This window comes from Streptomyces sp. NPDC045998, assembly GCF_056430285.1.
The window spans coordinates 166,495-192,112 of the sequence record NZ_JBWKLJ010000007.1 but is presented as its reverse complement, the minus strand read 5'-3'; the positions used below and the strand labels follow the sequence as shown (position 1 = coordinate 192,112).

The 25,618-nt window shown below is 73.1% G+C and carries 25 protein-coding genes; 16 read left to right on the top strand and 9 right to left on the bottom strand.

Annotation, left to right across the window (positions count from 1 at the left end):
• Positions 1 to 89: 89 nt before the first annotated feature.
• Entirely contained in the window at positions 90 to 1,094 is a 1,005-nt protein-coding gene (locus AC07FJ_RS21870; protein WP_479051022.1) for an RNA polymerase sigma factor, read from the bottom strand.
• Between the two features lie 50 nt (positions 1,095 to 1,144).
• Complete coding sequence (locus tag AC07FJ_RS21865) at positions 1,145 to 2,182, bottom strand: lytic transglycosylase domain-containing protein (protein WP_479051245.1); 1,038 nt, start codon at positions 2,180 to 2,182, stop codon at positions 1,145 to 1,147.
• 193 nt (positions 2,183 to 2,375) lie between these two features.
• On the opposite strand from AC07FJ_RS21865, the gene AC07FJ_RS21860 reads away from it, so the two are divergent.
• From AC07FJ_RS21860 to AC07FJ_RS21825, 8 genes are all read left to right on the top strand, one after another.
• Positions 2,376 to 2,639, top strand: a complete 264-nt coding sequence (locus AC07FJ_RS21860) for a YkoF family thiamine-binding protein (protein WP_361416271.1) — start codon at positions 2,376 to 2,378, stop codon at positions 2,637 to 2,639.
• Positions 2,636 to 3,013, top strand: a complete 378-nt coding sequence (locus AC07FJ_RS21855) for a helix-turn-helix domain-containing protein (protein WP_361416269.1) — start codon at positions 2,636 to 2,638, stop codon at positions 3,011 to 3,013. The genes AC07FJ_RS21860 and AC07FJ_RS21855 overlap by 4 nt, the downstream gene beginning before the upstream one ends.
• A gap of 154 nt (positions 3,014 to 3,167) precedes the next feature.
• Complete coding sequence (uraD, locus tag AC07FJ_RS21850) at positions 3,168 to 3,713, top strand: 2-oxo-4-hydroxy-4-carboxy-5-ureidoimidazoline decarboxylase (protein WP_479051021.1); 546 nt, start codon at positions 3,168 to 3,170, stop codon at positions 3,711 to 3,713.
• Positions 3,710 to 4,099 carry a hydroxyisourate hydrolase gene (uraH, locus tag AC07FJ_RS21845; protein WP_361416265.1) on the top strand — a complete coding sequence of 130 codons (390 nt, stop codon included), beginning with the start codon at positions 3,710 to 3,712 and terminating at the stop codon, positions 4,097 to 4,099. Before uraD ends, uraH begins: the two co-directional genes overlap by 4 nt.
• 7 nt (positions 4,100 to 4,106) lie before the next feature.
• On the top strand, positions 4,107 to 5,030 hold the full coding sequence (gene pucL, locus AC07FJ_RS21840) for a factor-independent urate hydroxylase (RefSeq protein WP_361416263.1): 924 nt from the start codon (positions 4,107 to 4,109) through the stop codon (positions 5,028 to 5,030).
• Between the two features lie 71 nt (positions 5,031 to 5,101).
• The gene (locus AC07FJ_RS21835; protein WP_479051020.1) at positions 5,102 to 6,583 is read left to right on the top strand and encodes a nucleobase:cation symporter-2 family protein; all 1,482 of its coding nucleotides are present in this window, start codon (positions 5,102 to 5,104) and stop codon (positions 6,581 to 6,583) included.
• Positions 6,584 to 6,634: 51 nt separating this feature from the next.
• Positions 6,635 to 8,035: an 8-oxoguanine deaminase gene (locus AC07FJ_RS21830; protein ID WP_361416259.1), complete on the top strand. Its 1,401-nt coding sequence runs from the start codon at positions 6,635 to 6,637 to the stop codon at positions 8,033 to 8,035.
• A 321-nt stretch (positions 8,036 to 8,356) separates the two neighbouring features.
• Entirely contained in the window at positions 8,357 to 9,826 is a 1,470-nt protein-coding gene (locus AC07FJ_RS21825; RefSeq protein WP_479051019.1) for a nucleobase:cation symporter-2 family protein, read from the top strand.
• 210 nt (positions 9,827 to 10,036) lie between these two features.
• On the opposite strand, the gene AC07FJ_RS21820 is transcribed toward AC07FJ_RS21825, so the two are convergent.
• Complete coding sequence (locus AC07FJ_RS21820; protein WP_479051018.1) at positions 10,037 to 10,636, bottom strand: hypothetical protein; 600 nt, start codon at positions 10,634 to 10,636, stop codon at positions 10,037 to 10,039.
• A gap of 138 nt (positions 10,637 to 10,774) precedes the next feature.
• On the opposite strand from AC07FJ_RS21820, the gene AC07FJ_RS21815 reads away from it, so the two are divergent.
• Positions 10,775 to 12,904, top strand: coding sequence for a hypothetical protein (locus AC07FJ_RS21815; protein WP_479051017.1), 2,130 nt, complete (start codon positions 10,775 to 10,777; stop codon positions 12,902 to 12,904).
• On the opposite strand, the gene AC07FJ_RS21810 is transcribed toward AC07FJ_RS21815, so the two are convergent.
• Both AC07FJ_RS21810 and AC07FJ_RS21805 read right to left on the bottom strand, forming a co-directional pair.
• Positions 12,885 to 13,841 carry a hypothetical protein gene (locus tag AC07FJ_RS21810; RefSeq protein WP_479051016.1) on the bottom strand — a complete coding sequence of 319 codons (957 nt, stop codon included), beginning with the start codon at positions 13,839 to 13,841 and terminating at the stop codon, positions 12,885 to 12,887. The two genes, AC07FJ_RS21815 and AC07FJ_RS21810, sit on opposite strands and share 20 nt — an antisense overlap.
• A complete protein-coding gene (locus AC07FJ_RS21805; protein WP_479051015.1) occupies positions 13,754 to 15,145 on the bottom strand; it encodes a flavin-dependent oxidoreductase in 1,392 nt (463 codons plus the stop codon). Before AC07FJ_RS21805 ends, AC07FJ_RS21810 begins: the two co-directional genes overlap by 88 nt.
• 457 nt (positions 15,146 to 15,602) lie before the next feature.
• On the opposite strand from AC07FJ_RS21805, the gene AC07FJ_RS21800 reads away from it, so the two are divergent.
• Both AC07FJ_RS21800 and AC07FJ_RS21795 read left to right on the top strand, forming a co-directional pair.
• Positions 15,603 to 16,235, top strand: a complete 633-nt coding sequence (locus AC07FJ_RS21800) for a hypothetical protein (RefSeq protein WP_479051014.1) — start codon at positions 15,603 to 15,605, stop codon at positions 16,233 to 16,235.
• 87 nt (positions 16,236 to 16,322) lie between these two features.
• Positions 16,323 to 17,315: a fibronectin type III domain-containing protein gene (locus AC07FJ_RS21795; RefSeq protein ID WP_479051013.1), complete on the top strand. Its 993-nt coding sequence runs from the start codon at positions 16,323 to 16,325 to the stop codon at positions 17,313 to 17,315.
• Between the two features lie 21 nt (positions 17,316 to 17,336).
• Here AC07FJ_RS21795 and AC07FJ_RS21790 read toward each other — a convergent pair whose 3' ends face one another.
• On the bottom strand, positions 17,337 to 17,933 hold the full coding sequence (locus AC07FJ_RS21790; protein WP_479051012.1) for a TetR/AcrR family transcriptional regulator: 597 nt from the start codon (positions 17,931 to 17,933) through the stop codon (positions 17,337 to 17,339).
• Positions 17,934 to 17,996: 63 nt separating this feature from the next.
• Here AC07FJ_RS21790 and AC07FJ_RS21785 point away from each other — a divergent pair, with 63 nt between their 5' ends.
• Positions 17,997 to 18,395: a DUF6463 family protein gene (locus AC07FJ_RS21785; protein WP_479051011.1), complete on the top strand. Its 399-nt coding sequence runs from the start codon at positions 17,997 to 17,999 to the stop codon at positions 18,393 to 18,395.
• A 69-nt stretch (positions 18,396 to 18,464) separates the two neighbouring features.
• Here AC07FJ_RS21785 and aceB read toward each other — a convergent pair whose 3' ends face one another.
• Positions 18,465 to 20,087, bottom strand: coding sequence for a malate synthase A (gene aceB, locus AC07FJ_RS21780; protein WP_479051010.1), 1,623 nt, complete (start codon positions 20,085 to 20,087; stop codon positions 18,465 to 18,467).
• A gap of 240 nt (positions 20,088 to 20,327) precedes the next feature.
• On the bottom strand, positions 20,328 to 20,978 hold the full coding sequence (locus AC07FJ_RS21775; protein WP_479051009.1) for a nucleotidyltransferase family protein: 651 nt from the start codon (positions 20,976 to 20,978) through the stop codon (positions 20,328 to 20,330).
• A gap of 106 nt (positions 20,979 to 21,084) precedes the next feature.
• On the opposite strand from AC07FJ_RS21775, the gene AC07FJ_RS21770 reads away from it, so the two are divergent.
• Positions 21,085 to 22,770: a serine/threonine-protein kinase gene (locus AC07FJ_RS21770; RefSeq protein WP_479051008.1), complete on the top strand. Its 1,686-nt coding sequence runs from the start codon at positions 21,085 to 21,087 to the stop codon at positions 22,768 to 22,770.
• Positions 22,771 to 22,855: 85 nt separating this feature from the next.
• Positions 22,856 to 23,218, top strand: a complete 363-nt coding sequence (locus tag AC07FJ_RS21765; RefSeq protein ID WP_479051007.1) for a DUF5955 family protein — start codon at positions 22,856 to 22,858, stop codon at positions 23,216 to 23,218.
• Between the two features lie 62 nt (positions 23,219 to 23,280).
• On the opposite strand, the gene AC07FJ_RS21760 is transcribed toward AC07FJ_RS21765, so the two are convergent.
• A complete protein-coding gene (locus AC07FJ_RS21760; protein ID WP_479051006.1) occupies positions 23,281 to 23,865 on the bottom strand; it encodes a helix-turn-helix domain-containing protein in 585 nt (194 codons plus the stop codon).
• A gap of 145 nt (positions 23,866 to 24,010) precedes the next feature.
• Between AC07FJ_RS21760 and AC07FJ_RS21755 the strand changes: the two genes are divergently transcribed.
• Entirely contained in the window at positions 24,011 to 24,847 is an 837-nt protein-coding gene (locus AC07FJ_RS21755; protein ID WP_479051005.1) for an EamA family transporter, read from the top strand.
• A gap of 97 nt (positions 24,848 to 24,944) precedes the next feature.
• Positions 24,945 to 25,592 carry an FMN-binding negative transcriptional regulator gene (locus AC07FJ_RS21750; protein WP_479051004.1) on the top strand — a complete coding sequence of 216 codons (648 nt, stop codon included), beginning with the start codon at positions 24,945 to 24,947 and terminating at the stop codon, positions 25,590 to 25,592.
• The last annotated feature ends 26 nt before the right edge of the window (positions 25,593 to 25,618 follow it).

Sequence of the window (25,618 nt, the reverse complement as noted above, 5' to 3'; positions counted from 1 at the left end):
GCCCGTGAGCAGCTCCGTCGTCTGCTCTACGGGGAGGGGCGGGTTGTCCGTCGCGGGGATCCGGAATTTTTTTCCGGAGGGGCTCTCCGTCAGGGGGCGGGGAGCTCCGACGGGAGCTGCGGGACCGGTACGGGGGCGGGGAGCTCCACCGCAGGGAGGGGCGCCTGCGGAACGCGGAGCCGGGGGAGCCGCGGTACCTCCGCGACGTTCCCGACCTCCGGGACCGCGGGGAGCGGCGGGACCTCCGGGAGCGTCGGCGTGGGCGGCAGCGGCAGGGACGGCAGCGGCGGCAGCGACCGCAGCGGCGGCTGCGCCGGAGCCGTACGGTCCACGGGGGCGGGCTTCGGGGACGGCGTCGCCGCCGGCGCCGGTGCCGGCGTCCGGGAGGGTGACGGCGACGTCGCCACGGCCGGGGGCCGGACGTCCGCCGCCCCCGAGGTCACCGGGGCGGACGCGGGCCGGTCCTGGGCCGGCGGCCGGTCCTGGGCGTGCGGCAGCACGAACCCGGCCACGGCGAGGGTCGCGGCCGTCGAGGCGGCGGCCACCGCCACCTGGGTGGAGCGCGGACGGCCGCGCCCGCAGAGCCACAGCAGCAGCGCCAGCGTGGCGGCCAGCGAGTTGCGCAGGGTGCGGCGGGCGCGGGCCAGCAGCGACTCGACCGTGCGGTAGCTGAGGCCCATCTTGTGGGCGACCTGCCCGACGTCCAGGTCCTCGGACTTCAGCCAGAGGGCCTCCGCCTGGCGCGCGGGCAGCTCCCCGCTGCGTACCGCCAGCCACCTCGCCTCGGCGCGGTCGCACACGAGCTCGTCGACCGGGGCCGGGCCGGGCGGGACCAGCGCGGCGGTCCGGGCGGGGTCCGTGTCGCGGTGGACCTGGCGGTACCGGTCGACGCACAGCCGCATCGTGACCGTGGTCAGCCAGGCGCCGAGGCGCTCGTCGTCCAGGTGCGGCTGCTCGGCGGCGCGCAGCATCGCCTCGTGCACGGCGTCCTCGGCGTCCTCCAGGCTCATGGACCTGCGCCGGGCCACCTTGAGCAGCTGCTCGCGGTGGCTCCACGCCCGCTGCCAGCGGTCATCGGACACGTCCGTCGCCATGAGGGCCCCTTCGCGCTACCCGCCGGTACAGCCTCCGGCGGGTCGCGACATTACCGCCCGGTATCCGGAATTGTGGAGGGGGCTGCGGGCATCGAGTCCTGACCGTTGCCGAGCGGCGGACCGGGGAGGACGGCATCGGCATCCGGAATCGGAAGACGGGATTCCGTAGGCGGTGCTTCCGAGGCCTCTCGTGTACCGGTCGGCCGCGGCCGGGCCGGCTCCGAGGATCCCGACGGTTCCGCCCGCTTCGGCGGGACGGGGGTGGGCGCGGCCTTCGGCGAGGCGCTCGGCCGCCCGGGGGCGGGGGAGCGGGACGGCTCCGGCGCCGGCGTGCGCGACGGCTCCGCGCTCACCGCGGGACCGGCGACCACCACGGGATCCCCGCCGAGGAAGTACGCGTACCAGGCCCTGACCGTCCGCAGGTACGCCGCCGAGTGGTTGTAGCCGAGGATCGCCCGGTCCAGGTCGGCCGCGTCCGTCAGGTCGCGCCCGCCCGCGCAGAGGTAGCGTCCGGCGGCCAGCGCCGCGTCGTGGATGTTCCCCGGGTCGGCGCGGCCGTCGCCGTTGCCGTCGGCGCCCCAGGCGGCCCAGGTCGACGGGATGAACTGCATCGGCCCGACCGCGCGGTCGTACGCCGCGTCCCCGTCGTACGCCCCGCCGTCCGTGTCCCTGATCAGCGCGAAGCCGTTCCCGTCGAGCGGGGGGCCCAGGATGGGCCGCACGGTCGTGCCGTCGGCGGTGAGGCGCCCGCCGCGCGCCTGGCCCGACTCCACCTGGCCGATCGCCGCGAGCAGCTGCCAGCGCAGGCCGCAGCCCGGCGCACTGCTCGCGAGCGCGGTCTCGGCGTGCCGGTACGCGGCCAGGACTGCGGCGGGCAGCGTTCCGCCGAGGCCGCCGGTCCCGGTGGCCTCGGCCGCTGTCGCGGGGGCGGCCGCCGTCCCCTTCCCGGTCCGCAGCGGCGGCAGCTCCGTGCGGTACGGCGAGTCGCCCGTCACGCTCGGACCCGTCGCGACGCGGCCCCGCCCGCCGGACTCCTCCGTGGCCGAGGCCACCGCCCCCGGCGCCTGCGAGGCGGTCAGCGCCATCATCGCCGCCGCCGCGAGCGCCGTGCCCCTGACAGCTCTTTCCTTGTGTGCGCGTTCGGTCACCGCGTACGCCCTCCCTGCCCGTCCGGCCCTGTCACCGGCTCTACGGGGCGGGAGGCCCGGTCCGTCGCGCGGGGCGGGACGATTTTCGGGACCGGCGGCGGAAGGCGGCCTGCCGGGCCTTACCGTGGGGGGCATGCAGCGACTGAGAGTGGAGTTCACGACCGAGCCGTTCGACCTGGACGAGGCCCCCGCGCACGCGCTGGTGGCGCGCGAGGTCATCGAGGCGGCCGACCTGGACGCCGTGGACGTGGGACCCTTCGGCAACACCGCCGAGGGCGGCGCGGACGCGGTGCTCACCGCCGTCGACGCGCTCCTGCGGCGGGCTCTGGGCGCGGGTGCCACCCGGGTGTCGTTGCAGGTCAACGTAATCGGCGACGCCGGAGAGGACGACAAGTGACCGAGCCGGGAGATCACCCCCTGGTCACCGCGGTGAAGCCGCTGGTGGACGCGATGGGCGCCGAGATACTGACCCCCCAGCAGGCCGCGGCCGACGACGTCGTCCTCGCGTGGGAGGGCGTGGAGATCCTGGCCGTACGGCTTCCGCAGCTCGCCGACTCGCTGGAGCGCATCCTGGCGGCGATGGAGCGGCGCCACGGCATGCCGCTGTCCGCGCTGGACCGCAAGACGAAGCAGTCGGTGGTCCGTACCCTGGAGGCGCGCGGAGCCTTCTCGGTGCGGCACGGCGTGGAGACGGTGGCGAACGCCCTCGGCGTCAGTCGTTTCACCGTCTACAACTACCTGAACAGGGAAAACGCCGCGAAGAGTGAGTAGCTGAACACGTTGGGTAGAAAGCCGCCGTCCGCATGTCGGGACGGCGGCTTTTGTGTCACCGAAGTTTCAACAAAGTGTTGACGGGGCGTTGGCGGAGGGCGTTAGCTATCCGCAGCCCGTCAAAGCACAGCGAAAAACAGCCACGGAGGCTCCCGTGACCTCGAGTTCACAGCGCCTTTCGGGGGACGACAGCACCCCCGAGACCCCCGCGGGCCTCACCCGGTTCAACACCTCGGCGGACGGCGACGCGCTCGCCGCCCTGCACGAGGTGTGCGCCAGTTCGGCGTGGGGCGGCAAGCTGCTGGCCCAGCGCCCGTACGCCACCACCGAAGCCCTCCTCCTCGCCAGCGACGCCGCCATGGCCGAGCTCACCGCGGAGGACCTGGCCGAGGCGATGGCGGGGCACCCGCCGATCGGCCGCCCGAAGCCTGGTGACCCCACCTCCTCCCGGGAGCAGAGCGGGATGGCCGGCGCCTCCGAGGCGCTCAAAGCGGAAATGCTCGAGCTGAACCTTGCCTACCAGGACAAGTTCGGGCACGTCTTCCTGATCTGCGCCACCGGCAGGACCGGCGAGCAGATGCGCGACGCGGTCCGCGAGCGGATCGAGAACTCGCCCGAGCAGGAGCGGGAGATCGTCCGCACCGAACTGGGCAAGATCAACCGCATCCGCCTGACCCGTCTCGTAGAGGAAGCAGCATGAGCACGGAAACCACCGCCTCGGTGTCCACGCACATCCTGGACACCAGCATCGGCCGCCCCGCCGAAGGCGTCGCCATCTCCCTCGCGGCCCGCAGCGGCTCCGACGCGGAGTGGGTGGCGCTCGGCGGCTCGCAGACCGATGCGGACGGGCGTTGCAAGGACCTGCCGGCCCTGCCGGAAGGCACCACCCACGTACGTCTCGACTTCGAGACCGAGGCGTACTTCGACAAGAAGCAAGCCGAGGCGCAGCAGGACGCCCCCCGCGTAAGGGACAGCGGCGCGTTCTTCCCGGAGGTGGCGATCACGTTCGCCGTCGTACCGGGCGAGCACTACCACGTACCGCTGCTGCTCAACCCGTTCGGCTACTCCGTTTACCGAGGGAGCTAGCAGACACATGCCCACGATTCTCGGCCAGAACCAGTACGGCAAAGCAGAGAACCGCGTCGTCAAGATCACGCGGGACGGCGACACCCACCACATCAAGGACCTGAACGTCTCGGTCGCCCTCTCCGGCGACATGGACGAGGTGCACTACTCGGGTTCGAACGCCAACGTCCTGCCGACCGACACCACCAAGAACACGGTGTACGCGTTCGCCAAGGAGTACGGCATCGAGTCCGCCGAGCAGTTCGGCATCCACCTCGCCCGTCACTTCGTGACGTCGCAGGAGCCGATCCACCGGGCGCGCATCCGCATCGAGGAGTACGCCTGGGAGCGCATCGAGACCTCGGACGCCAACTCCAAGTTCATCGGCGCCGACGAGGTCAAGCACTCCTTCGTCCGCAAGGGCCAGGAGACCCGCGTCAGCGAGATCACCTATGACGGTGAGAACTGGCAGGTCATCTCCGGTCTGAAGGACCTGGTCGTCATGAACTCCACCAACTCGGAGTTCTGGGGCTACGTCAAGGACAAGTACACGACCCTGCAGGAGGCGTACGACCGCATCCTGGCGACCCAGGTCTCCGGCCGCTGGCGGTTCAACTGGACCGACGACGAGCAGCGGATGCCCAACTGGGAGCGGTCCTACGAGCAGGTCAGGAAGCACATGCTCCAGGCCTTCGCGGAGACCTACTCCCTGTCGCTGCAGCAGACGCTGTACCAGATGGGTTCGCGCATCATCAACAACCGGTCGGAGATCGACGAGGTGCGCTTCTCCCTGCCGAACAAGCACCACTTCCTGGTCGACCTCGAGCCGTTCGGGCTCAAGAACGACAACGAGGTCTACTTCGCGGCCGACCGCCCGTACGGCCTGATCGAGGCCACCATCCTGCGGGACGGCGTCGAGCCCCAGATCCCGGTCGACATGACCAACCTCTGAGCCAGGCCGTTGACCGCCCCGCCCGCCCGACCCCGGTCGGGCGGGGCGGCACCGGACCGGAGGGACCAGCAATGGCACAGCCTGCAGGGCCGGCATCCGAAGGCCCGTGTTCCACCTCGCCGGACGCCACCGCGCCGCCCGGTGCCGCCCCGGAGGTGCTCACCTCCGCGGCCCGCCCCGCACCCCTGAGCGCCGCCGGATCGGACGGCGCCGTCGACTGCCACCCCGTCGACGAGAAACTGCCCTTCTCGCGGCTCGTCCCCGCCGCGCTCCAGCACATCGCCGCCATGTACGCGGGTGTCGTCACCCCTCCGCTCATCATCGGGCAGGCCGTCGGCCTGGACGCGGCCGGCATGACCCGCCTCATCGCCGCGAGCCTGCTCATCGCCGGGCTCGCGACCATCCTCCAGACCATCGGCATCACCAACGTCGCCGGAAACCGGCTCCCGTTCGTGAACGCCGCCTCCTCCGCCGGTATCGCGCCGATGCTCGCCATCGCCGAGACCAGCGCCCCCGGCCACCAACTGCCCGCCATCTACGGCGCGGTGATGGTCGCCGGAGTGTTCTGCCTCGCCGTCGGACCCTTCTTCGGCCGGCTGCTCCGCTTCTTCCCGCCCCTCGTCACCGGCGTCGTCATCACCCTCATCGGGGTGACCCTGATGCCCGTACCGGTCGGCTGGGCGCAGGGCGGGGACAAGACCGCCGCCGACTTCGGCGCCATGAAGTACTTGGCGCTCGCGGCCTTCACGCTCGTCGTGATCCTGCTCTTCCAGCGCTTCGGCAAGGGCTTCGTCAAGCAGATCGCCCTGCTGCTTGGCCTGTTCATCGGCACGCTCGCCGCGATCCCCTTCGGGATGGCCGACTTCACCTCCCTGCGCGAGGCACCGGTCGCCGCGCTGCCCGCGCCCTTCGCCTTCGGCGCGCCCGAGTTCCAGCCCGCCGCGATCCTCTCCCTGTGCATCGTGATGCTGGTGCTGATGACCGAGTCCAGCGCCGGCATGCTCGCCCTCGGCGAGATCTGCGAGCGGCGCACCGACGGGAAGACCATCACCCGCGGCCTGCGCACGGACGGCATCGCCACGCTCGTCGGCCCCGTCTTCGGCGGCTTCCCCACCTCTGCCTTCGCCCAGAACGTCGGCGTCGTCTCCCTCACCCGGGTACGCAGCCGCTACGTCGTCGCGGTCGCGGGCGGAGCGCTCCTCGTCCTCGGCGCCTTCCCGGTCCTCGGTGCGGTCGTCTCCATGGTCCCTATGCCCGTCCTGGGCGGTGCCGGTATCGTGCTCTTCGGTTCGATCGCGGTCAGCGGCATCCGTACGCTCTCCGAGGCCGGACTGGACGACAGCTCCAACATCATCCTGGTGGCCGTCGCACTCGGAGCCGGCATCATCCCGCTCGCCGCGCCCACCTTCTACGCCGGATTCCCCGCATGGGCACAGACCGTGCTCGGTTCCGGGATCAGCGCGGGAGCGCTCGTCGCGGTCCTGCTCAACCTGTTCTTCCACCATCTCGGCACCCGGAGCCGTCACGCGGCCCCGGCACTCAAATCCTCCTAGGGTCCTGCCGTGCCCACACAGCCACTGCCATTGAAAGAAGAAGGAAGCACCATGGCACCTTCGGCAGCCCAGAGCGCTACCCAGCGCATCGTGATCGAGAACTGCGCCATCGCGACCGTCGACGCGAACGACACCGAGTACGCCTCGGGTCACCTCGTCATCGCGGGCAACAGGATCGAGTCGATCGGAGCAGGCAAGGCCCCCGAGGGCCTGGAGAACGTGGTCCGGCGGATCGACGCCACCGGCCATCTGGTCACCCCGGGCCTGGTCAACACGCACCACCACTTCTACCAGTGGATCACCCGTGGCCTGGCCACCGACCACAACCTCTTCAACTGGCTCGTCGCCCTGTACCCGACGTGGGCGCGCATCGACGAGCAGATGGGGTACTCGGCGGCCCAGGGGTCCCTCGCCATGATGGCCCGCGGCGGCGTCACCACCGCCATGGACCACCACTACGTCTACCCGAAGAACTCCGGCGACCTGTCCGGGGCCATCATCAAGGCCGCCTCCGAGATGGGCGTCCGCTTCACCCTGGCCCGCGGCTCCATGGACCGCAGCGAGAAGGACGGCGGCCTGCCGCCGGACTTCGCCGTCGAGACCCTCGAGGGCGCGCTCGCCGCGACCGAGGAGACCGTCAAGAAGCACCACGACGCCTCCTTCGACGCCATGACGCAGGTCGCCGTCGCGCCGTGCTCCCCCTTCTCCGTCTCCACCGAGCTGCTCAAGCAGGGTGCCGAGCTGGCCCGCCGCCTGGGCGTGCGCCTGCACACCCACGGCTCGGAGACCGTGGAGGAGGAGCAGTTCTGCAAGGAACTGTTCGGCATGGGCCCGACGGACTACTTCGAGTCGACCGGCTGGCTCGGCGAGGACGTGTGGATGGCGCACTGCGTCCACATGAACGACTCCGACATCGAGGCCTTCGCCCGGACGAAGACCGGCGTCGCGCACTGCCCGTCGTCCAACGCCCGCCTCGCCGCCGGCATCGCCCGCGTACCGGACATGCTGAAGGCCGGCGTCCCGGTCGGCCTCGGCGTCGACGGCACCGCCTCCAACGAGTCCGGTGAGCTCCACACCGAGCTGCGCAACGCGCTGCTGATCAACCGCCTCAACAGCGTGCACCGCGAGGCCGCCCTCAACGCCCGCCAGGCGCTGCGCCTCGGCACCTACGGCGGCGCCCAGGTCCTCGGCCGTGCCGAGCAGATCGGCTCCCTGGAGGCGGGCAAGCTCGCCGACCTGGTGCTGTGGAAGCTGGACACCCTCGCGCACGCCTCCATCGCCGACCCGGTGACCGCCCTCGTCTTCGGCGCGGCGGCCCCGGTCACCGCGTCCTTCGTCAACGGCGAGCAGATCGTCGAGAACAACCGCCTGCTGACGGTCGACGAGGACGCCATCGCGCGCTCCACCCGGGAAGAGGCCCAGCGCCTCGCCCGCATCGCCGCCCAGGGCTGAGCCCCTGGCACCGCACTCCGGCCGGGTACCTGACACCCGGTCGGACATCGCCACCCGGCCGGTTCCTCCGGCCGGGCGGGGCGATCCACGAAGTCCGGTCGAGGGGGACGGCCCTCGACCGGTCGCCGTGGACCCGAGCGGGGTCCATGGCAGCCGGGCCGGGGGGTGCGTACCACGAGTGGTACCCGCACCCCCCGGAACGGTGAACGCGTGTCCTCCTCCCCCACGTCCGACGACACGCACCGGGCGCACTACCTGCAACACCGCACCACCTCCCTGAAATCCACGTCATCGCGCGTGTAACCGACCGGAGGAACCGCTGTGGCCGCCAAGCCCAGGTTTCGCAACCCCGAAGACACCCCCGACCCCGAGTCCCCGGACGTGGGAGCCGCTGCCGAGGACCGGAAGCATCCGGTCGACGAAAAGCTTCCGCCCGGCAAGATGCTCACCAGCGGCCTCCAGCACGTGGCCGCGATGTACGCGGGCGTGGTGGCCCCGCCCCTGATCGTCGGAGCGGCCGTCGGCCTCTCCGGCACCGAACTCACCTTCCTGACCGGCGCCAGCCTCTTCACCGCCGGCCTCGCCACCTTCCTCCAGACCCTCGGGATCTGGAAGATCGGCGCCCGGCTGCCGTTCGTCAACGGCGTGACCTTCGCCGGTGTGGCGCCGATGATCGCGATCGTCGACACCACCGACGACAAGGCCGACGCACTGCCCCTGATCTTCGGCGCGGTCATCGTCGCCGGTGTGCTGGGCTTCATCGCCGCCCCGTTCTTCAGCAAGCTGGTCCGCTTCTTCCCGCCGGTCGTCACCGGCACGGTCATCACCCTGATCGGCGTCTCGCTGCTGCCCGTCGCCTTCGGCTGGGCCCAAGGACCCAATCCGGCGGCCAAGGACTACGGTTCGACCACCTACCTCACCCTCGCGGCCATCACGCTCGTGCTGGTCCTGGTGCTGCGCCGGTTCACGCGCGGCTTCGTCAAGCAGATCGCCGTCCTCATCGGCCTGGTGCTCGGCACGCTGATCGCCATACCCTTCGGCGTCACCGACTTCAGCCCCGTCACCGAGGCCGACATCGTCGGCTTCCCCACCCCCTTCCACTTCGGTGCCCCGCAGTTCGCGCTCGCCGCGATCATCTCCATGTGCGTGGTGATGCTCGTGTCGATGACCGAGTCGACCGCCGACATGCTGGCGCTGGGCGAGATCGTCGACCGGCCCGCCGACGAGAAGACCATCGCCGCCGGTCTGCGAGCCGACACCCTCGGCTCGGCGATCAGCCCCTTCTTCAACGGCTTCATGTGCAGCGCCTTCGCGCAGAACATCGGCCTGGTCGCCATGACCCGCATCCGCAGCCGCTTCGTGGTCGCGGCGGGCGGCGGCTTCCTGGTCCTGATGGGCCTGTCCCCGGTCGCCGCCTCGCTCATCTCCGTCGTGCCCCGCCCGGTGCTGGGCGGCGCGGGCGTGGTCCTCTTCGGCTCCGTCGCCGCGAGTGGCATCCAGACGCTGGTCAAGGCCGGCCTGGAGAAGGACAACAACGTCCTCATCGTGGCCGTCTCGCTGGCCGTCGGCATCATCCCGATCACGGCGCCGGAGTTCTACCACGCCTTCCCGGAGACCGCGAAGATCATCCTGGACTCCGGCATCTCCACCGGCTGTGTCGCCGCCGTCCTGCTCAACCTGGTCTTCAACCACCTGGGCGGCCGCCGCGACGACGACGACGTGACGGCCCCGATGGAGCCGGGCGAGGAGATCTCCGAGACCCGCACGGCCAAGACCGCACCGGTGCACTGACCCGTGCACTTAGCCCCCACCGTGCACTTAGCCCTGCACGTAGCCCCATCACCACGTCCCACCACCACGCCCGGCCGTCACACCCGCTCGGCTCCGCCGTCCCCGCCTCGGCCCCGTAAGGAGACCTCCTTACGGGGCCGAGCCGCGCCGTCCCCAGCCGGGTCCTTACGCGCCCGGCCGGCCGGGGCGCCGCCCGCGCCCGGCCCGCCCTCACCGGATCCGCCGCCGGCACTCGGCCGCCAGCCGCGGATACGCCCGCGCGATGGCCTCGTACACCCGACGCCGCAGCAACCGCTCGGCCTCCGCCCGCCCGGTCGCCCCGAACAGCCCGTCCAGCAGCGTGTCGTACCGCCCCAGCGCGTGGCGCAGATAGTCCACCTGCCACCGCACCAACGCCCCCGCCGGGCCCGGCCCAGGGCCACCGCCCCCGCCCCCGCCGTCGCCCGGCCGGTCCCCGGCCGTCAGGCGCCGGTGCCGTACCGCCCGCCGCTCCAGCTCCGGACCGGGCAGCACCGGCACCCGGATCGGCTCCGCCCGGATCGCCGCCAGCACCGCCTCGCGGCGCTTGTGCGCCGCCGCCCGCGCGGCCGCCGAGCCCGGCCCGGCCACCGCCGCACACGCCGCGAACTCCGGCGCCCGCTCCACCGCCTCCACCCGCGCCAGCAGGTACAGCCGCACCGGCGCGACCGACCAGCGGCGCGGATCGCGCCCCTGCACATCCGGCTCACCGAGCAGCTCGCGCACCATCGCGTCCGTCCATCCCCGCTGCCGCAGCCCGGCAGCCGTCACATACGTCAGCACCGACCCCATGTCGCCCCCATCCATCGTCACGGAGAGTGATGAACCCAGTGAAGCGCACGCCACTGACAACGGACTCTGATCGCCCATTCGAACCAACACCACGTGAGTACGCCGCTCCCTCCCCCCGGGCGCCCATACGCTCCGGGAGTGACCCGTACCACTGCCCTGAACACCGGACGTGACGACTTCCTCAGCTGGGCGGAGACGGAGCAGGGCGTCACCCTGCCTCTACGCCCGGCCGACGCCGTCCTCACGCTGCTGGCCCTGCGCGGCGCCGACCGGCGCGCGGGCGTGCCCGAGCCGACGCCGCAGCTCCTGCGCCACGTCCTCCACGAGGACCTGCCGGTGCTGCTCCACGCGACCCCGGACGAGCTCGCCGCCGTACCCCGCGTGCTCACCGCCCTCGCCGACCGGGTCCGTGCCGCGCACCGCCTGAACGCCAAGCGCCACGCCCGCCTCCTCGACGCCGTACAGGAGGCGGTACCGGAGTACGAGCGGGCCATGAACGACCCCCTCAACCTGACCTGGCCCCGCTGGTACGCGTCCCTCCTCCGGGCCGACGGCACCGACCCGGACGACCCCGAAGCCGTACGGGCCTGGCTCGCCGCGTACGCGCGCACCCCACGCGCCGAGCGGAGGCAGCTCCCCCCGGAGGTGCCGCGCGCCGACGTGGCCGCCCGCACCTTCGCCGCCCAGGCGCTGCTCACCGAGGCGCTCCTGGACGCGTCCGCCCGCGACACCGGGGGCGCCTCGCCCGCGGGCCGCCTGCTGCCCGGGCCCCTCCTCGACGCCGCGGGCCCCGACGAACTCGAGCGCCTCGCGGCCGAGCTCAGCGACCGCTGGACCGCCGCAGGGCTCGGCGCGGCGCTCGTCGGTCCGTACGCCGACCTCGCGCCCGGCCCCGAGGCCCTGCCGCACATCGCCCTCGCGGACCGCCTGCTCGACGAACACCTCGACTACTACGGCGAATCGGGACTCCCGCTCCCGCCGCCGCCCGCGCTCCCCGCACCCGACGAGGTCCGGGGCCTCCTGCACGCGGCCCCGCTCCCGGCCGCCCTCGCCGCGGGCGCCGACGGCGACCTGAGCGAACTCGCCGAGCGCTGCGGCTTCCCCGAACCGGCCACCGCCGTCTGGAACGAGGGAACCCCGCAGGAGCTCACCGAACTCGCCGCCGACATCCTGGCCGCCACGGTGGAGCGCATCGCCGCCGACGACGAGGCGGGGGAGGACGAGGACGAGTACGCCCTCGACGCGGCGCACGTCCTGTACTCCCTCTACGAACGCGGCGGCACCCCGGAGTCCGTCGCCCGCAAGGCCTCCGACGTCGCAGGCGGGCCACCGCTCCCACCGGAGCTGGAGGACGCCCCGGCCGAGGTCCCCGACACGGCGCCGGCGGCCTATGAGACCCCTTCGCCGGAGGAGCTGTCCGCCCTGCTCCACCGCCCCGGCCTCACGGAGGCCGACCGCGCCGGACTCGACGGCCACGCCCGCTCCCTGGCCGCCGTCGTGGACCGGCTCGCCGAGACCGGCTGCGTCTTCCGCACCGGCGACGCCTACGGCCTCACCCCACTCGGCGACGCCGTCATGCGCCACCTGCTGACCGTGGCCCATGTCGCCGCCCCCGACCGGGACACCGTCCTGAGCTGGACGGCGGACCGGGTCGCCACCGCCGTCGAGTACTGGCCGCCAACCATCGCCGCCGCGACCCTCACCGCCTGGACGGACGGCCGGGGCGGCACCGACGACGCCTGGAGCGAGCTCCTCGCCGCCGTCTCCGCGTCCGCCCACCCCAGCTCCACCCTCTTCGCACACCTCGCGCTCGCCGGCATCCCCGACGCCCCGCTCCGCTCCGCGCTGACCGACCCGGCCGTGGGGGCCTACGCCCACCGCCTCCTCCGCGCCCGCGGCGAGGAGGCCCCGCAGGACCCGGTCCCGCTCACCGCCCGCGCGCTGCTCCTCCTGGACGACCTGCACACGCGCTGGACGGAGGACATGCGCGCCCTCATCGAGGCGGCCGCCGCCGACGAGGAGGCCCACGAGCCGAAGCCGGAGCCGGAGCCCGCCCCGACGGCCCTGCTCGACGCCTTCGACGCGGCGGCCGCGGCCTGGCCCGGCGGCGCGGCGGCCCTCGTCGACGCTCTCGCCGCCGCCCACCCCTCCGCCCTCGTCCTCCTCGACGACCTGCGCGCCCGCCACCCGGACAGCCGCGTCGCGTCCCTGGCCGCCCGCGCGGTGAAGGACGCCCGCCGACGGTCGGCTACCGCGGGAAACCCGTGAGCGTGACGGTGTAGTCGTCGTGACCGGGCCGGTACGCCATGCAGTAGCGCGTCGGGTACCGGCCCGGGACCCGCCAGGAGCGCGGCTGGGGGACCGGGGCGCAGGCACGGTGACCGGGGGCCGTGCGAAGACCCTCCAGGAAGGCTTTCGTGAGCATCGGCTCCATGAAGATGATCTCGCCCGCGTAGGCGCCGTAGATGAAGGTGTGCCCGGACAGGGAGCCGGCGTCCGGGGGGCGGCTGTCCAGGTGTTCGCCCATGGCGCCCTCGGACGTCTCCGGGCTGGAGGGCGGGTAGCCGGGCGGGAGGTGCTCGGCGGGGACGGGCGCGGCGGCCGTGGGGAGCTGGGCGCAGTCGATGAGCAGGGCGCAGCGGCCGAGGCGGATGCGGTCGCGGACCTCGCGCGGGACGAGGTAGAAGTGCACGTCGAAGTGGGGGACGTCGTAGCGCCCGTGGGGCTGGTGGCCCTCGGGGTTCCAGTTGAACAGGACCCACCGGAAGGGCGATCCCGGCCGGCCGCCGGGCGGCAGCGCCAGCTCCAGGCCGTGGCCGCCGACGCACTCGTGCGACGGGTGGACGCGCCCGTCGCCGTCCGCGTCCAGGCAGTGCGCGCCGTCGGTCGGCGCGGTGGGCAGGCCGGCCAGGGCGGAGGCGGTGAGGACGACACCCACGGAGCGCGGCCGGCCCCCTGCGGAGTCGGTGAACACCCTGATCCGGCCGTCGCCGAGCCGCGCCGCCGGGCCGTACCGGGTGCCGTCCCCTTCCACCACCGCGGCCCCGGGTACGGGCTGCCGCGCCGGGACCGTCATCGCCGCCGCAGGGAGCAGCGCGAGCAGCAGGGACGCCGACGTCAGCCCGGGCCCGAGGAAGCCGAAGGGGCGGAGGGAGCGGAGGAAGCCGACGGAGCCGACGGAGCGGCGGGGGTGGACGAAGCGCATGCGGAAGCCGTTCGTGCCGGGACGCTCCAGGAGGAGCGTGCGTTGAGCCCCGCCGCGTCCACGCCGGTGACCTTGCGCGTGCAGGACCTGATGTCCGCCAGCTTGTGATCCGGCAGGACCTCGCGAATGTCGGAGAAGCCGTCCGGGGCAAGCATCTCCACCTGATGGAGCAGCGGGTCCGGCTCCAGCCGCCGGTGCGCGGCCAGCAGCGTGGTGGTCTCCGGGCGGCGCATGGCGTCGTACCGCGACAGGGCCTCGTCCACGTCGTGGTGGGCGAGCAGGTACGCCAGGACGCGCGCGTCGACGATGGCCTGGGACGCTCCGTTGGAGCCCGTCGGGTACAGCGGGTGGGCCGCGTCGCCCAGCAGGACGACCCGGCCGTCGACCCAGCTCGGCAGCGGGTCCCGGTCGATCATCGGGTACCGCAGCACGCGCGGCGCCGCCGCGATCGTGGCGTGGAGGTCCAGGAAGGGGACGCGCCAGCCGGCCAGGTGCGGCAGGACGACGCCGGGGGGCACGGCCGCGTCCCAGTCGGCGGGCGGCACCGTGGCGGGGCCGCCGCCGGGGCGGGTCTCCACGACCCAGTTGAGCGAGGACCGGCCGGACGCGTCCGGCGGCGAGACCGGGTAGACGACGGCCTTCACGCGGGAGTTGCAGCCCACGATGACCATCGTCCGCCCGTCCAGGAAGGGCGGCGCGTGACTCAGGCCGCGCCACATGCACACGCCGTTCCAGATCGGCGGCCCCTCGTGCGGGTACATCGCCGCCCGGACGGCCGAGTTGACGCCGTCCGCGCCGATGAGCAGGTCGCAGCTGTACGGGGCCGGGTCCCCGGCCGCGTACGCTCGCACCCGTCGCCGCGTCCGGTCGGCCGGGTCCTGCTCGTACCCGGTCAGGCGCCTGCCCGTGACCACGGCGTGCGGACCGAGCCGGCGCCGCACCTCCCGCAGCAGCACCTCCTGGAGCCGGGCCCGGTGCACCGAGTACTGCGGCCAGTGGTAGCCGGCGGCCCGGCCGCGCGGCTCCGACCAGATCAGGCCGCCGTAGCGGTGGTGGTACTCCAGCCGGGCCGTGGCCACCGCCCGTGACGCGAGGTCCTCGCCGAGGCCGAGCTCGGTGAGCTCCCGTACGGCGGCGGGCTGGAGGTTGATGCCCGCGCCGACGGCCCGCAGGCGTGGGCACGACTCCACGACCACGACGTCGTCCAGACCCGCCGCATGGAGGCTGAGTGCGGTCGTCAGCCCGCCGATCCCGGCACCCGCGATCAGAATCCGGGGAGAATTCTTTCCGCTGTGTGGCGTCATGTATGGCGTCATTTTCAACAGCCCTCCCGGGACGTCCCCCATCAAAAATGCGGGTGGATCCGAAAAGGCACAAACGCAGACCGGGGCAGCTCGGCGTTCGTGCCCGTCGCCCGGGGGTCCTTCACTCGATCGGTCTAGACCCGTGTGCCGCCTAACGTGTGACGTGCTTTTAATTGATCGTCGGCAACAGAAAGGCTGCGACATGAATCACGTGGCATTCGACGCGTGCGACATCCAGCGCCTCCAGCATGCTGTTGACTACGCACACCATGCGTCCAGGAGCACCGTGGAGACCCTTCTCCCGCCCTGGATGCCCGGCGCGCTGAAACAGGAAATCAAGAACCAGTGCATTGTGTCGCACTGTGCGACACTGTTGTTCCCCGCCTCCGAAGAATCGGCCGTCGAGTACTTCAGAGAAAATGGCTGGCGGGCGGCTGCGGTAATTCCGAGTGTTCTGGTGAAGCGCCGGCTCGTCGAGCGCCACGGGCTGCCGGAAGACGCGCGAATACTCGTCACGCGCCTGAGTGTGACCACCAATCCGGGGCCGCAGGTGGAGATATTCCTCTTTCCGCGGTCCAGTCCGGGATACCGCCCGGAGGTCGCCGAGGAGGAGCGCGCCCACGGCTTCGAGAACCACGTGGGCCTCTTCCTGGACCAGCCCCAGCCCGCGGCGCTCGCCGCCCTGGCGGACCGGCTGGAGGGCGCGGGCTCGATGGTCTACGAGGGCTCCGCGCACAACCCCCACGAGAACACCACCATGCTGTACTTCGCGCCCAGCGCCCGCGTGGCGCGCGTGCGCCGCCGCTTCCCCCGGTGGGAGCTGCAGTGCGCCGGCGATCTGACCGCGGTCGCCGAGGCCCGCCCCGTTCGGGCCGACGCGGTCGAGCGGGCCTACGCCGCGCTGCGCGAGAACTCCGCGACGACGATCTTCACGGCCCCGCTGGCCTCACCGTCGGCCACGTCGGCCACGTCGGCCACGTCGACCCCGACGGCCGCGACGGCCGCGACGGCCGCGACGGCCGCGACGGCCGCGACGGCCGCGCCAGGCTCGTCGGCCGTGTCGACGCCCGTCGCCTCGACCCGCGCCTGAGAATCCGAGGGCCCCCGGGGTCTTGTCGCCCGGCCGCACCTGTGCCATATAGGTCTGGACCAATACTCCGGACCTGGAGGCCCGACCGTGCGACGCCCCTCCTCCCTCGCCGCCACCCCGGTCCGCGTGGCCGCCCTCCTGCTGGGCGCGAGCGTGAGCGTGAGCGCGTGCACCGCCGCCGCGCCCGACCGGGACAAGGACACCGGGCGCCCCTCGGCGCCCACCGGGGTGACGGCACAGGCGGGGAGCGCCACCTCCGTCCATGTCATGTGGCAGCCGGCCTCCGACGACACCGAGGTCACCGGATACGACGTGTACGAGCGGGGCCGCAAGGTCAGGAGCCTGCCGGCCGCCAGGACCATGGTGGACGTCGACCACCTCGCGCCCTCGACCGCGTACAGCTTCACCGTCCGCGCCCGCGACGCCGCCGGGAACGTCTCCGCGCCGAGTGCCCCCGTCCCGGTGACCACGCCCGCGCCCACGCCCGACGACCGCACCGCGCCCTCCCGGCCCTCGGGCCTGCGCGGCACCGCCGACGGCAGCCGCGCGGCGACCCTGACCTGGCGGCCCGCCTCGGACGACCGGGCGGTCACGGCGTACGACGTCTACCAGGAGGACTCCCGTATCCACAGCGTCGCCGGCACCGCCACCACGGCCCGCCTCACCGGCCTGCGCCCCGGGACGGTCTACACCTTCACCGTCCGCGCCCGCGACGCCGCCGAGAACTCCTCGCCCGACAGCGACGCCGTCGACCTCACCACCGCCCCCGCGCCCGGCGCGCGCCCCGTCACCGCCCCCACGGACCTCGCGGCCACCGCGCTCAAGGGTGGCGAGATCCGGCTCACCTGGACGCCGCCGCGCACCGACGGGGGCGCTCCGGTCACGGAGCACCAGCTGTACCTCAACGGCAGGTTCGCCACCACGATCGTCTGGGGCGCGCAGCCGCCGCCCGGCACGGCGACGTACACCTTCACCGTCACCGACCGGCCCGGCACCCGCTACAGCGTCAAGCTCCGCGCCAAGCTGCCGGACGGCACCTGGGGCGACTTCTCCGCCCAGCGCACGGTGGTCGTGGCCTGACCGGCCGGGCTGCCCGGTCGGTCAGACCGTCCCCGACAGCAGGGCGTTCGCCACCGTCTCCGCGACCGTACGGGCGAACCGCGGCGCCTTGTCGCGGTCTCCCATCAGCATCAGCAGCCAGACGAAGACCGGCCCGACCAGCAAGGCCTGCACGGTGGCCGGGTCGGGCAGCCCGGTCAGCTCACCGCGCGCCACGGCCCGCTGGAGCACCTCCGTCACGAGGAGCCGCTCGCGGGTGAGGAAGGTCTCCGAGAACCGTACCGCGAGGGCGGAGTCGCCGTAGATGTCCGCGAGCAGTCCGGCGAGCACGTCCATCGGCGCCGAGCCGAGCTGTGCGGCGATGGTCCCGCAGAGTGCGGCCAGGTCCCCGCGCAGGGAGCCGGTGTCCGGCGGCGCCTGCTCCCGCATGTCGTGCACCACCGCCGAGAAGATCATCTCCTGCTTGGTCGCGTACCGCCGGTAGATCGCGGCCTTGCCCACCCCGGCCCGCTCCGCCACCGCGCCGACGGTGAGGCCGGCGTACCCGCGCTCCACCAGCAGCTCGCGGGTGGCGCGGACGATCGCGTGATCCACCTGGCTGTCCCGGGGGCGCCCGACTCCTTGTTTGGGGGTGATCATGGGCCTACTATACGGAACCGCTAGTATCGAAACTGGTGGTTCCGTAATGTGTGGGGGGTTGGAATGATCAAGTGGGCAGGCCGCATCTTCGTGTTCCTGGGGGTCGCGCACACGCTCGGCGCACTGGTGCCGACGTTCCCGCGCTACGCGGGCGACTGGTTCACCGGGGAGCTGTGGCCGCTCAAGGAGCAGCTCGTCGAGATGGGCCCGGCCATGGGCGCCTTCTGGCTGACCGTCGGCAGCTTCGGCGTCCCGCTCTTCGTCGTCGGCCTGCTGGTGCTCTGGCTGGACCGGCGGGGCATCGTGCCGCCGTTGTTCGTCGCGTGGACGCTGGGGATCTGGTCCGTGTTCGGCGCCGTGATGGTCGAGTTCGCGCCCTGGCCGCTGGTCTGGGTCGCCGTCGGGCTGCTGGTCGCCGGAGCCCGGCGCGCCGGGCGGGCCGCGGTCGCCCCGGCCGCCTGAGCCGGTCGCGGACACGGCTCCGCCCCCGGCGCTGTGCGGCGCCGGGGGCGGAGTGACCGGGTGGTGGCGTCAGCCGACCAGCTGCTCGTACGCGGGCAGCGTGAGGAAGTCCGCGTAGTCCCCGTCCAGCGAGACCTTCAGGAGCAGGTCGTGGGCCTCCTGCCAGCGTCCGGCCGCGAAGGCCTCCTCGCCGATCTCCTCGCGGATCGCGGCGAGCTCCTCGGCGGCGACCTTGCGGGCCAGGTCGGCGGTGGCCTCCTCGCCGTTCTCGAAGACGACACCGGCGTTGATCCACTGCCAGATCTGCGAGCGCGAGATCTCGGCGGTCGCCGCGTCCTCCATCAGGTTGAAGATGGCCACCGCGCCGAGGCCGCGCAGCCACGCCTCGATGTAGCGGATGCCGACCTGGACGGCGTTGCGCAGGCCCTCGTACGTCGGCTTCGCGTCGAGCGAGTCGATGGCGATGAGGTCACCGGGCGCCACGGAGACGTCCTCGCGGAGGCGGTCCTTCTGGTTGGGCTTGTCGCCCAGCACGGCGTCGAAGGAGGCCATCGCGATCGGGACCAGGTCGGGGTGGGCGACCCAGGAGCCGTCGAAGCCGTCGTTCGCCTCGCGGTCCTTGTCCGCCTTGACCTTCTCGAAGGCGACCTTGTTGACCTCGGGGTCCTTGCGGGACGGGATGAACGCCGCCATGCCGCCGATCGCGTGCGCGCCCCGCTTGTGGCAGGTGCGCACCAGCAGTTCGGTGTACGCGCGCATGAACGGCGCCGTCATCGTCACCGCGTTGCGGTCCGGCAGGACGAACTTGGCCCCGCCGTCACGGAAGTTCTTGACGATGGAGAACAGGTAGTCCCAGCGGCCCGCGTTGAGGCCCGAGGCGTGGTCGCGGAGCTCGTAGAGGATCTCCTCCATCTCGTACGCCGCCGTGATCGTCTCGATCAGGACGGTCGCGCGGACGGTGCCCTGCGGGATGCCGACGTAGTCCTGCGCGAAGACGAAGATGTCGTTCCAGAGGCGGGCCTCCAGGTGCGACTCCGTCTTCGGGAGGTAGAAGTACGGCCCCTTGCCCAGGTCGATGAGGCGCTGGGCGTTGTGGAAGAAGTACAGGCCGAAGTCGACCAGCGCGCCGGGGACCGGGCGCCCGTCGAAGCGCAGGTGGCGCTCCTCCAGGTGCCAGCCGCGCGGGCGCATGACGACCGTCGCGAGCTGGTCGGCCGGCTTGAGGGCGTACGACTTGCCGGTGCGGGGGTCGGTGAAGTCGATGCGCCGCTCGTAGGCGTCGATCAGGTTGAGCTGGCCGAGGACGACGTTCTCCCACGTGGGGGCGGAGGCGTCCTCGAAGTCGGCGAGCCAGACCTTGGCGCCCGAGTTGAGGGCGTTGATGGTCATCTTGCGGTCGGTCGGGCCGGTGATCTCGACGCGGCGGTCGTTCAGCGCGGCCGGGGCCGGCGCGACCTTCCAGCTGTCGTCCTCGCGGAGCTGTGCGGTCTCCGGGAGGAAGTCGAGCGTGCTGGTGCGGGCGATCTCGGCGCGGCGCTCCGCGCGGCGGGCGAGGAGCTCGTCACGCCGGGGCGTGAACCGCCGGTGCAGCTCGGCCACGAAGGCCAGGGCCGCGTCGGTCAGGACCTCGTCCTGCCGGGGCAGGGGCTCGGCTTCGACGATGGCCAGCGGAGACGGCGCTGGTGCGGACATGAGCTGTCACTTCCTTCAGCGGGGGCTTTGGCGCGGCGCCATGCCGCGGCCGCCGGGCGTACGCGCGCGGCACTGAGTGCCGTGGGAGCCGAGATACGGTCACGGGCGCCTTCTGACGGTCGGGTGCTTCTGAACAGTGGATACTAGTTTCCTCATAGTGGAAGTTCAATGGTCTGTTGATGTCGAGATTCTCTGGGTCGACACAACGTGGCTCTGGGTGCCACCTCGTACACGCGGTGTTCACTCCAGCCGCGCGAGATCCGCCGCGGTGTCGATGTCGTAGGCCTCAGCGACGTCCCCGCACTCCACAAGAGCGATCGCCGCCTCGTGCTCCCGCAGGTAGGCGCGTGCCCCCCGGTCGCCCTCCGCACTCGCCCTCACCTGCGCCCACCGGTCCGCCCCGAACAGCACCGGATGGCCGCGCTTCCCGTCGTACGCGGCCGCCACCAGCGCGTTCCGCGCGCCGGACGTGCCGTACGCGCCCACCACCCGGGCCACCGCCTCCGCCCCGATCCCCGGCTGGTCCACCAGCGACACCACGACCGCGTCCGCGCCCGAACCGGCCAGCGACTCCAGCCCCGCGCGCAGCGACGAGCCCATGCCCCGCTCCCACTCCGGGTTGTCCACCAGGACGCACCCGGGCAGCGACGCCCGCTCCCGTACGGCGTCGGCGGCGGCCCCCAGCACCACGTGCACCACCGCGCAGCCGCCCTCGCGCAGCACCCGCACCGCGTGCTCCACCAGGGGGCGGCCCCGGTGCTCCAGCAGCGCCTTGGGCCGGCCGCCGAGCCTGCGGCCGCCGCCCGCGGCGAGCAGCAGTCCGGCGACGACGGGTTCGCGCGGTGCTCGTCGTGTCGTCTCTTCCCCGGTCTCTTCCCTGGTCTCATCCATGGGGAGTGCATACCTCATGGCGCGGTCCCGCCCCGGCTTGGATAGGGTGCGGCTTTCGGCATTGGCGTGGGTGCGGTGCCAAGTCCTGGTCAGGAGACATGGGTTGATGAGTGGTGCTCCGCGTGGGGGAAGCGGCGGAACGGTCTTCCAGCCGCTCGAGGAGGACGATCCGCGGTCCGTGGCCGGCTACCGGCTGTCCGCCCGGCTCGGCGCCGGTGGCATGGGTGCCGTGTACCTGTCGTACACCCCGGGCGGCCGCCCGGTCGCCATCAAGGTGATCCGGCCCGACTTCGCCGAGGACGCGGAGTTCCGCCGCCGCTTCGCGCAGGAGGTGCGGGCGGCGCAACGCGTCCAGGGCCTGTACACCGCGCCCGTCATCGACGCCGACACCGACGCGCGCCGCCCCTGGCTCGCCACGGCGTACGTGCCCGGGCCGTCCCTCGCCGACGCCGTACGGGCCCACGGGCCGCTGCCCGTCGACACCGTCCTGCTGCTGGTCGCCGGGATCGCCGAGGCCCTCCAGGTCATCCACGGCGCGGGCATCGTCCACCGCGACCTCAAGCCCGCCAACGTCCTGCTCGCCGCGGACGGTCCGCGCGTCATCGACTTCGGCATCGCGCGCGCCGCCGACGCCACCTCGCTGACCGGCAGCGGCGTCACCATCGGCACCCCGTCCTTCATGGCGCCGGAACAGGCGGCCGGCCGCGAGGTCACCCCCGCCACCGACGTCTTCGCGCTCGGCCAGGTCGCGGCGTACGCGGCGACCGGCAGCCCGGCCTTCGGCGAGGGCACCTCGCACGGGGTGCTGTACCGGATAGTCCACGAGGAGCCGGACCTCACCGGAGTGCCCGACCGGCTGCGGGAGTTGGTGACCCGCTGCCTGGACAAGGACCCGGCCGCCCGGCCGTCCGTCGCCGAGCTGCTCGCCCTGTGCCAGGGGGCCAGCGACCAGACCGCCCTGCGCCGCCCCGAGGAGTGGCTGCCCGGCGCGGTCGCCGCGGACATCACCACCCGCACCGCGGCCCCCGCCCCGGCGGCGGCCACGACGCCGCCGCCCCCGGCGACGCCGCCGACCGTCGTACCGCCGACGGCCCCGGCCGCTCCGGCCGCTCCGGCCGCCCCGGCCGCCGCACCGCACCCCCCGACGGCTCCGGCGGCCCACGCCGCGCCTCCGCAGGGCTTCGGGCCGCCCGTACCGCTGCCGCAGCAACCGCAGCAGCACGTGCACGCGCCCTCGCCCATGCCCATGCCCGGGCCCGCGGTGGCGCCCACGGTGGCGCCCGCACCCGTGCCCGCGTCCGCCCGTAAGGCGTCGTCCTCGCGTACCCTCCTCGTCGCCGCCGTGGCCGCGGTGCTCGCCTTCGCCGTCGCGGGCGGCGTCACCGCCTTCTACCTGCTCAAGGGCGACGACGGTACGAAGCGCACGGAGGCGCGCGAACAGCCGGCCGCCGAGGGCGGCGACGACACTGGGGCGGGCGACGGCGCCGCGGCCGGGCACGAGACCCCGGCGGCGGCCGACCCCGCCGAGCCGTCCGGCGCCGCCACGCCGCCCAAGGCCCCCGAGCCGGTGACGTACAAGGCGATCGACCTGCCGAGCGGGTACGAGGTGTCCCTCGCCGACGACGGGTGCCGGGGACGTGGCCCTCGTCACGGTCCAGGGCTTCCCGCCCGAGTCCGACCCGAGCGACTACATCACCCTGGACCTGACGGTCTGGCGGGGGGCGCTGGACGTCGAACAGGCGAGCTGAGGGACCTCCCCCCGTGTGGCGCGCGCCGGTGCGCAGACCGTTAATCTGTCCGCAACCGTCCGGTATCCGACCATCACCGCGGCGGGCGCGAGACCGCACAGGGGTGTGCGTGTGAGGGGGAAGAGAGCAGTGTTGCGAAGCATGGGGCAGAAGGGTGTGACGGGCGCAGGCACCGGAACCGGCGAGGGCGCGGAGGACCCGCGGGTCACGGAGCTGCGCTCCGCCGTCGCCCGCCTGCGGCGCGAACTGGCCGCGCACCCCGCGGAGTTCCTGGACCGCGGGATCGCCGAGGAGGAACTGGCCGCACTCGCCGCGATGGCCCGCGACGGCGCCCCCGAGGTCCCGCGCCTGCGCCGCTCACTGCTCCTGATCGCCGGTGCGGTCGGCTCGGTGAGCGCCCTGGGCGCCGCCCTCACCGGCGTACGCAACGCCGTGGAGCTCTTCGGCGGACCAGCGGGACCGGCGGGGCCGGCGGGACCGGCGGGGGAGTGACGTAGAACCCGGTCTCATACCGTCGGGCGCCGGTCGTTCCAAGGCCCGCCCGACCGCCCGGATCAGCCCTGCGGCGCGGGCCCCGGTGGCAGGTGGACGGTCATGATCAGGTGGCAGGTCCCGTCGCCCGAGCCGCGGTAGGTGTGGGGGGCGTCGCCGTCGAAGGCGGCGGTCTGGCCGGCCTCCACGGGATGCTCGACGCCGTCCACGACCAGGATCATCCGCCCCGACGTCACGCTGACCGTCTCGACGACTCCCGCCTGGTGGGGGTGGCTGGGGTACTCCTCGCCCGGTTCGAGCCGCCAGCGCCAGACCTCGACCGGGGCGGCGCCCGACGTCGTCAGCATGAGGCGGGCCTCGCTGCCCCGCTCTCCGGTCCACAGCGGCCTCACGGCATCGCCGGACACCACGCGGACGCGGCCTTCGGTCGGCCCCTCCATCAGGGCGGACACCGAGACGCCGAGGGTGTCGGCCAACCGGACCAAGGTGGCGAAGTTCGGGTTGCCCTGGGCCTTCTCCAGGCCGACCAGAGCGCCCTTGCTGACCTTCGCACGCCGGCCGAGCTCGTCCAGGGACAGGCCCGCGCGTGTCCGGGCCGCCCTGACGTTGTGCGCCAGTGCGCGGAGGGCCGCCTCTGTCTCGGTCATCCGATCACCATTCCCATCCTCATCCTCACCCCATCCTCATCCGTGGGTCACTTCAATGCACCGCCCGGTCGTTTGGTTGACAAGGTGCGGTCGGTTCGATGTACGGTCTAGTCGTTCCATTGAAAGAGTAAGGGATGTACGTACCGTGATCGCTCTGCTGCTGGCCCTGGGCAGCTCCCTCGCCTACGGATGCGCCGACTTCCTCGGCGGCCTCGGCGCCCGCAGGGCCCACGTCCTGCGCACCGTGATGATCGCGGCCCCCGCCTCGCTCGCGGTCGAGCTGCTGCTGTGGCCCGTGCTCGGCGCCTCGTTCGGCGCCGGCGCGCTCGCCTGGGGCGCCGCGTCCGGCGTCGCCTCGGCCGCCGCCTTCGCGTTGCTCTACCGGACGCTGGCGATCGGCCCCATGAACGTCCTTTCGCCCGTCACCGCGCTGGTCTCCGCCGTACTTCCCGTCGGCGTGGGCCTTCTGCAGGGCGAGCACCTCGGCCTCGCCGGCCTGCTCGGCCTGCCGCTGGCGCTGGTCGCCGTGGTCCTGGTCAGCGCCGGGCACGGCGCCGGGTCGGCCCGCCCGTCCCGTACGGCACTGCTGCTCGCCTTCGGCGCAGGCGCCGCCATCGCGCTCCAACTGGTCTTCCTGCACCAGGCACCGTCCGACAGCGGCATCGCCCCGCTGATCATCGGCCGGGCCGTCTCCTCGGCCGTCACCCTGGCCGCGGCCGCGCTGCTGTTCCGCAGGCTGGGGACGGAGAGGCCCGCGTACGCGATGTCGGCCGCCGCCGGTGTGCTGGACTCGGTGGCGAATCTGCTGTTCCTCCTCGCCGCCCGCAGCGGGGACCTCGCCGTCGTCGCCGTCATCACCGCCCTCTACCCGGCCGGGACCGTCCTGCTCGCCCGCGCCGTCCTCGACGAACGCGTCCACCGCGGCCAGCTCGTCGGCCTGGGCGCCGCCGCCGTCGCCGTCAGCCTCCTCGCCCTCACCTGACCGGCTCACCTCACCGGCTCACTTGACCGGCTTACCTGGCCGGCCGCCCTCACCGCACCGCGACCGCCCTCACCCGACCGCCCGCAAGGAGCCTCGCATGCTCATCCACCCCTGGGACGCGAGCCTGGACGAAGCCGAATGGCAGACCTGGATCGCCGACGGCCACGACTTCGGCGTCCTCGGCGTCAACGGCCCGCCCGGCCGGCCGCCGGCCGCCGTCCCCACGCACTTCGCGAGCGAGCCCGGCCACCTCCTGGTCCACCTCGCCCGCCCCAACCCCGTCTGGGAGTCGATCGAGCGCGACCCGAACGTCCTGTTCACCGCCTTCGGCGACTACGCGTTCATCCCCGGCCCGTGGCGTGCCGCACCGGACAGCCCGCCCACCGACGGCGTCCCCACCAGTTACTACACCGCCGTCCAGTTCACCTGCCGCGCCACGATCGTCGACGAGCCGGAGGCCAAGGCCGAACTGCTGCGACGCCAGATGGCCCACTTCCAGCCCGACGGCGACCACGGCACCATCGCCGTCGGCCGGCCCCCGTACGGCCGGATGCTGCCCGGCATCCGCGGCCTGCGCCTGGCGGTGACCGACGTACGGGCCAAGTTCAAGTACGACGACCACAAGCCCGTCGAGCACCGCACCGCCGTCGCCGACCACCTCACCGAACGGGCCCAGGGCCTCGACGTGTCCGCCGCCGCCCAACAGCGCCGCCGCCGCGACCGCATCGGCCCCTGGAAGCCCTGACCCACCCACCTCCGCCCGTATGTACG